At 59.4% G+C, this 6,569-nt stretch carries 8 protein-coding genes; 1 reads left to right on the top strand and 7 read right to left on the bottom strand.

The annotated features are described in order from the left end of the window. Positions 1-13: 13 nt before the first annotated feature. Positions 14-367: a DUF2784 domain-containing protein gene (locus ACM6IP_RS00915; RefSeq protein ID WP_159994671.1), complete on the bottom strand. Its 354-nt coding sequence runs from the start codon at positions 365-367 to the stop codon at positions 14-16. Between the two features lie 215 nt (positions 368-582). On the opposite strand from ACM6IP_RS00915, the gene ACM6IP_RS00910 reads away from it, so the two are divergent. After that, complete coding sequence (locus tag ACM6IP_RS00910) at positions 583-1,551, top strand: hypothetical protein (protein ID WP_178112606.1); 969 nt, start codon at positions 583-585, stop codon at positions 1,549-1,551. Positions 1,552-1,560: 9 nt separating this feature from the next. On the opposite strand, the gene ACM6IP_RS00905 is transcribed toward ACM6IP_RS00910, so the two are convergent. From ACM6IP_RS00905 to ACM6IP_RS00880, 6 genes are all read right to left on the bottom strand, one after another. Beyond that, complete coding sequence (locus ACM6IP_RS00905) at positions 1,561-2,115, bottom strand: membrane integrity-associated transporter subunit PqiC (protein ID WP_414860722.1); 555 nt, start codon at positions 2,113-2,115, stop codon at positions 1,561-1,563. A gap of 16 nt (positions 2,116-2,131) precedes the next feature. Then, positions 2,132-3,787, bottom strand: a complete 1,656-nt coding sequence (locus tag ACM6IP_RS00900; RefSeq protein ID WP_401128083.1) for an intermembrane transport protein PqiB — start codon at positions 3,785-3,787, stop codon at positions 2,132-2,134. Then, positions 3,768-4,412, bottom strand: coding sequence for a paraquat-inducible protein A (locus tag ACM6IP_RS00895; protein ID WP_159994677.1), 645 nt, complete (start codon positions 4,410-4,412; stop codon positions 3,768-3,770). Before ACM6IP_RS00895 ends, ACM6IP_RS00900 begins: the two co-directional genes overlap by 20 nt. After that, the gene (locus ACM6IP_RS00890) at positions 4,409-5,005 is read right to left on the bottom strand and encodes a paraquat-inducible protein A (protein WP_095171060.1); all 597 of its coding nucleotides are present in this window, start codon (positions 5,003-5,005) and stop codon (positions 4,409-4,411) included. Before ACM6IP_RS00890 ends, ACM6IP_RS00895 begins: the two co-directional genes overlap by 4 nt. Before the next feature lie 163 nt (positions 5,006-5,168). Further along, positions 5,169-5,609 (bottom strand): CBS domain-containing protein, encoded by a 441-nt coding sequence (locus tag ACM6IP_RS00885; RefSeq protein ID WP_095171058.1) that lies wholly within the window; start codon positions 5,607-5,609, stop codon positions 5,169-5,171. A 217-nt stretch (positions 5,610-5,826) separates the two neighbouring features. Continuing rightward, entirely contained in the window at positions 5,827-6,156 is a 330-nt protein-coding gene (locus tag ACM6IP_RS00880) for a hypothetical protein (protein WP_414860721.1), read from the bottom strand. Positions 6,157-6,569 lie beyond the last annotated feature (413 nt).

Raw genomic sequence — 6,569 nt, 5'->3', positions numbered from 1 at the left:
TCCGCGAGAAAGCTCAGCGCCTGGCCAGGCGCAGGTAGATCAGTCCATTGACCAGCACCACCAGGCCACCGAGGCCTAGCTGGATACTAGGCGTCAGCCCAGCGGGGTAAATCAGGGGCCACAGGTAATGTTCGATGAAACTCTCCTCATACCCGGCCTGGCCGGCACTGCGGCGCATGAGGTTTTCCCAGCGGGTCAGGGGGCAGCTCCAGTGGCAGACTTCAACCAGGGTGCCCCACACTACCGCTGGCAGGTGCCACCAGATCACCGGGCGCCATTTGAACGCGAGCAGGGCGCCGCACAGGACGAACAGAATGAACAGCAAATGCACGAGCAGCAGGCCGTCAGCCGTCAGTCGATAGAGCATGGTGCCTCCCGTCGGTAATTGAGCAGGTTCTTCACCACCTATACTCACCGTACCGTGACCCAAAATGCCAGGCGTTCGATTCGCATTGATGCGTGGCTACGGCTGTCGTGTCATTTGCGGGGAGGACTGCGATCTTGAATCGGCGTGTCCTGTTTTTTACTTTACTGGTCATATTACTGGCTGGATGCTCGACTGCGCGTCGCGTCGAACCGACGGTGCAAGTAGTGATCACGGACGCGACCTGGCAGCAGATTGATAAAGACATCGAAACTGTCTCGTTGTCCTCCAGGGAAACGGTCCGCCAGTACACGCGCAAAGCCATGGAACGGTGGCGCGAGCAGGTGTTCCAGCGCACCGAGAGCGACTTCATTCCCTGGTTTACCGGCTATTGGACCCAGCAATGGCTGGGCATGAAAGTGGGCTGGTACAAGCTCAGCGCCAAGGACGAGAAGGATACAGTGGTCAACCGCTTGAGCCTGTACCTGCAGGAGCAGTACCACGAGCGCGTGCTGGATCCGGTGGCCAAGGTCACAGACCCTAACGTGATCATGGGCGACGCCGTCACCCTGTACCTGCAGATGCTCAGTGCCCATCTGGGGGAGATCCAGGAGCATTACGCCGTGCCCCAGGATCAATTCGACCAGCGTCTCAACCGGATACCCGCCATCACCCTGGCACCGCCACCTGCGCGCAATGCTTCACTGTATCAGATCGTCCACACCGAACCAGTCAACCGATTGCCGGCTTATCTGGCCCTGATCGAGCAAGTACGCGGCTCCAATAGTGGGGCAGGGGCCGGGTTGTCGGACGCTGGGATCTCGTCAGTGGCCAAGCGCGCCAGTGAACGGCTCGAGGCGCAGATTGCCTCGCGCAGCGTCGCCAGCGCGGTGGCAGCGGCCGTCGGTCGGGTAGCGGGCGCGGTGATATCGGTGGTCTCGCTGGGCATCGGTGCCATGTCCAATGAAAGCGACCGACCCGAAGCGCAAGCGCAAATGCGCAGAAGCTTGAATGCCGCCTTCGACAAGGCATGGCTGGGCCTGATGGAGAACGAGACCAACGGGGTGATGGCCGGGGTCAACTACATCTCCCGGCAAATCGAAGGTGGCCTGAGAGCTGGCCCGTTGGTAGCGCCCAAGCAGGGTGAAGTGTTCAGCCCCGACACCCCTGGTAGCGCAGTCCAGTGAGCCGGCTGTTCATGGGGAGGTAGGGCAGCGAGTAGTAGTGGCCGCCTGGCTGATGGCTGCGGCCAGGCGTTTCACGTTGTTCTGTTGAGCCACCACCAGGTCGTCGATACTCGGGCCCGAGGGCGTCTGCACGGTGGTGCGGCAATTGAGGAAGCTCTCGCCGTTTTTTCCCTCTTCCATACGCAGGCGCCATTGCGCATCGATAAGCGCGTACTGCCCTGGGACTGAATCGAAGCGCTGCACATCCAGGCGTAAAGACAGCTTGGGCCCAGCGACGGGGCTGGACAGTTGGTCGACCAGGGCATTGCGTAACTCATCCACCAGACTCGCCCCCCACCATTGTGTCTCCAGAATCGCCAAGCCGCTGCTGCCTTGGCGAATGACCATTTGTGGACGGTCGACCTGGGGCGGCACGCTGATCTGCTCGAACTGGATGTTCGCTGCCCCATGGGCGCCCGGGGCTGGTTGCGCCGGGAGTAGCGTGTGGTAATGAATCGGGTCACTGCGGCACGCCGCAAGTAGCAACAGTGCACTGAGCAACGACACTCTCAACGACAAAGACATGGACCTGCTCCTGTGGTCAGCGGCTCGAAGACGGTTGCAGATTTTGCGCCGGGGCATCTTTCGGACGGCCGCGTAGCAAGGATTCCGGATTTCTGCTCAAGTAGTCGGACAATTCACGCAGCGAGCGTGACATACGCCCCAGTTCATCCAGGGTCTGGGTCAGTTGCTCGCGTTGTGGTGAGTCTTCGGCGAGGGTCGAGTTGGCCGACTGCAGGGTTTTGCTCACCTCTTGCAAGGTGTCCTGTACCCCAGGGAGGGTTTTCCCGCTGAATTGCTTGATGCCTTTGCGCATTTCCGTCAGGTTGGCGTCCAGGTTGTTGGCGATCCGCTCGATCGGCAGTTTGTTGATCTTCTCCACCATGGACTGCAATTGCTCCTGCAACTGCTCAAGACTGGCTGGCACGGTCGGGATCATCACTGGGCGCGCAGTGGCATCGAAGACGACTTTTGGCGCTTTCGGGAAGAATTCCAGGGCGATATACAACTGCCCGGTCAACAGGTTGCCGCTACGGGCCTGGGCGCGCAGGCCGTTCTCGACGAAGGTACCCATGAGCCGGATCCCGGCCTGTTCGTCATCGGGATCATGCTTGAGTGCCGCGAGCATTTTCAGGTGCGCACGGCCCAGGCGTTGCGGATAGATGACGATGCCGACATTGATCGGAAAGCTGCGGGTCTTCTCATCGAAATCCAGGTTGATCGCCACCACCTTGCCAATTTCCAGTCCCTGGAACTCAACAGGCGCGTCGACCTTCAGCCCACGCAAGGGTTGATCGAAGCGCAGGGCGAGGAATTGCGGCTTGCCATTGGGCGGGGCGAGTGCGCTTTTCTGGTCCTCGAACAACTCGTAGCTGGTGTCTTCGACGGCCGGTTTGTCGTCGGGGCTGTAGTCGGGAGCGCGGAAGGTAATGCCCCCCAGCAACAGGGCGGAGAGTGACTCGGTCTTGACCGCGAAGCCATTGGCGCCCACTTCGACATCGATGCCACTGGCGTTCCAGAAGCGGGTGTTATTGGTGACATAGACATCGTTTGGCGAGGTGACGAACACCTCGATGTTCACCCCTTTGCCATCAGCGTCCAGGGCATAGGCCACCACCTGGCCCACGGGAATCTTGCGGTAATAGACCGGCGAGCCGATATCCAGCGAGCCAAGGTCCCGGGTGCGCAGCATGAAGCGCTTGCCGGGCTCGCCATAGGTAATGGGCGGCGGTGCTTCGAGGCCGATAAAGGTCTTGGCGCGATCGTTCGACTGGCCAGCGTCGGCGCCGATAAAGTCGCCGGACAGCAGGGTGTCGATACCCGATACCCCGCCGGCGCCAATGCGCGGGCGCACTACCCAGAACTTCGAGTCCTTGCGAGTGAAGGACTCGGCCTGCTTGGCCAGTTTCACCGTGGCATTGACGCTTTTCTGGTCGTCACTGAGCTCGACCTCCGAGACATGGCCAATCACCACGTTGCGGTACTTGACCTCGGTCTTGTTGGCGGTCAGGCCTTGCCCGGTCTTGAAGTTGAGGACGATCACTGGCCCTTGCTGCATTACGTTGTGGATCACCAGGGAAATCCCCACCAGCACGGCCACGATCGGCACGATCCACACCAGCGAAACGCTCCAGCGCCGGGTCTTGATGTTGGCTGTGCCGGGTGCTTGCTGCCCGTCAGTGGCTCGCGATTGCATCCATGACCTCCTCGGATTGTCGGTTGTCCCAGATCAGGCGTGGGTCAAAACTCATGGCTGACAGCATGGTGAACACCACCACCATGCCAAAGAACAGAATACCGGCCCGAGGCTCGATATCTCCCAGCGCCTGGAATTTCACCAGTGCGGCCACCAGTGCCACGACGATCACGTCGAGCATGGACCAGTAACCGATCAGTTCGACGAAGCGATACAGCTTCGAGCGTTCTTTACGCGCCCAGAGACTGCCACGTTGCGCCGTCACCAGGAGCAGGCTGAGGGCAACAAACTTGACCCCCGGGACGGCGATACTGGCAATGAAAATAATCAGCGCGATGTCCCAGGCGCCGTGTTCCCAGAACTCCAGCACCCCGCCAATGATGGTGCTGTCGGCACCGCTGCCGAGCATGCTGGTGTTCATCACCGGCAACAGGTTGGCCGGAATGTAGAACACCAGGGCCGCCAGCAGAAAGGCCCAGGTTCGGGCCAGGGAGTTGGTTTTGCGTCGGTGCAACGGCGCATCGCAGCGCTCACATGTGTGGGGTTCGTCGCGCATGTCGCAAGCCAGGCCACAGCTGTGACATAGGCACAGGTTGAGGTCGCGTGCCTCGGGCAGGGTGTTCATAGGATGTCCCACAGTTCGCGTACATCGCGTCCGGCAATGCGGATCAGCAACAGGCTCAGGATTGCCAGGGCAAACAGACCCAAGCCTGGCACCACATCTAGCAGGCCGGCGAGTTTGAACACTGCCACCATGGCCCCCAGCAAGCAGACCTCGAGCATGCTCCATGGCCGCAGCGTTTCCAGCCAGCGCATGCACAGTTTGAAGGCCGGCGAGCGCCGGGACGCCAGGGCGAAACTCAAGACCCAGATCAACAGCAACAACTGGAAAACTGGCGCAATGATGATGGAGATGGCCGCCACCAGGGCGATGAAGGTAATCGGCCCATCACTCAGGGCCACCACCGAGTCCCAGAGCGTGGCACTGTTCTTCAGGCCCTTCAGGCTGATGCTCATCACCGGATAGAAGTTGGCGAACACCCACAGCACCGCGGCTGTCAGGGTCAGCGCCAGGCGTTGTTGTACCGACAGGCCGTTGTAGCGCTGCAGCACACCGCCACAGCGCTGGCACAGGGCAGTCTGGTGTTTGGCAAGCGTGGCTTTTTCATACACGCCATCGCAGTGCTCACAGATGATCAGTGTGTCAGTCCTGGCCATGGTTAGCACTCAAGGGGAGGCAGAAGCTTCAGGGGCGTTAAATGAATATAGAAGTGCCTCGCGATAGAGCAAATATAAAGTTTGCCGAGGCCAGCACCTGGCTGAAACGAAAAACTGCGCGTCCTCGCCATGAGGGCGCGCAGCCCATAAGAGAAAGGGCTAGTTACTCGCCGCGAATGTACTGCTCCAACTGCTGGATCAGCTCGGCCTGTTCGGCAATGGCTTCCTTGACCAGGTCGCCGATCGACAGCAAGCCCAGCAACTGGCCGTCCTCGACCACCGGCAAGTGGCGCAGGTGCTTGTCGGTCATGATGTTCATGCAGGTCTGCACGCTTTGATGGGAGTCTACGGTGATCACCGGCGAGTTCATGATTTCACTGACCGGCGTGCCGACCGAGGAGCGGCCCTTGAGTACCAGCTTGCGCGCGTAGTCCCGTTCGCTGATCACCCCGACAATATTGCCGTCTTCGAGCACCGGTAAGGCGCCGACGTTTTTTGCCGCCATCACCATCAGCGCTTCCAGCACCATCTGATGGGAATTGATGGTGTGGACCTGCTGGTTCTGCTGGGCCTTGAGCTTGAGCAGTTGCGCGACTGTCTTCATGGAGGAGCCTCTGCGAGGTGGTAATGGTTGGCAGGCGCCTTACGCCCGGACACCCATACAGAATCATAGACGCCAGCCTGCGAGACAAGTAGGCAAAGCGGCATATACCTGCTCTGTCTGCGCCATACAGGTGCGGCATCAGCCTTGGCTGGCGAAAAACAGCGACAAAAAAGCCGCTGACAACGGGTAAACGTCATCAGCGGCTGTGCAGAACAACTCAGCAGTAGCGGTCGATGACACACACTTCAGGTTTGGCCTGCAGGTGCTGCCACTCCTGGGTCAGTGTGGCCAGAACGCGACCGACATAGTCTTTGTCGGCGGCGGCTTTTTTGCCGACATAACCCTGGCCGCGACGGTACATCTTCAGTCGGGCACGCAAGTCATGGTTGTTCTTGGCGAACTCGTCTTCATGGGTGTGGGGCGACAGGCAGTCGATATGCACCTGGCCAGATTTGGCAATCCACAGGATATGGCTGTCGTGGCTGTCTTTATGCGCTGCGAACATACGAGCCAGTTCATCAATAGTCGGTTGATTGTTCAGATTCATGTTAAAGCCCCTTGACCAATGTTTGATCTGTCTAGTTGATTCGCTAATTCACTTCTCTACTTCGGTAAGTTGATATCTGGTACCGAAACCAGGGCGACAGTGGTTGTCTGCCGAATATCGGCAGGGCCTTGAGCAGGATGCATGTAGTCTTGCCGAGAAACTGCTACGCACTTGCGGCACAGCGGGGGAGAAACGACGATTGCCTGGAAGTTGCTACCGATACCACTTACTCGGCCACAAGCATCTTGAGGATTGATCGCCGGCGTTTCTCGTCCGTGTAGTGGACGCACATGCCAGGTCAGCTTCATCAATCTGCCTTGTGGGCAGTACACATCCGGGAACAGCTCGGCGGTCAGTCGAGCCTTTTCACAACACTTTTGCCTGTGCTCCCGATCGGGGAGGTGTCTGCATCA

It is taken from the genome of Pseudomonas sp. IT-P176, assembly GCF_949767245.1.
Classification (GTDB): domain Bacteria; phylum Pseudomonadota; class Gammaproteobacteria; order Pseudomonadales; family Pseudomonadaceae; genus Aquipseudomonas.
Note: the sequence above shows the minus strand (reverse complement) of the source record. Positions and strands in the feature narration are given on the sequence as shown.

Coding starts and splice junctions, on each gene's coding strand:
- ACM6IP_RS00915 (WP_159994671.1), bottom strand. CDS start 367: ATGCTCTATCGACTGACGGCTGACGGCCTGCTGCTCGTGCATTTGCTG.
- ACM6IP_RS00905 (WP_414860722.1), bottom strand. CDS start 2,115: ATGTCTTTGTCGTTGAGAGTGTCGTTGCTCAGTGCACTGTTGCTACTT.
- ACM6IP_RS00900 (WP_401128083.1), bottom strand. CDS start 3,787: ATGCAATCGCGAGCCACTGACGGGCAGCAAGCACCCGGCACAGCCAAC.
- ACM6IP_RS00895 (WP_159994677.1), bottom strand. CDS start 4,412: ATGAACACCCTGCCCGAGGCACGCGACCTCAACCTGTGCCTATGTCAC.
- ACM6IP_RS00890 (WP_095171060.1), bottom strand. CDS start 5,005: ATGGCCAGGACTGACACACTGATCATCTGTGAGCACTGCGATGGCGTG.
- ACM6IP_RS00885 (WP_095171058.1), bottom strand. CDS start 5,609: ATGAAGACAGTCGCGCAACTGCTCAAGCTCAAGGCCCAGCAGAACCAG.
- ACM6IP_RS00880 (WP_414860721.1), bottom strand. CDS start 6,156: ATGAATCTGAACAATCAACCGACTATTGATGAACTGGCTCGTATGTTC.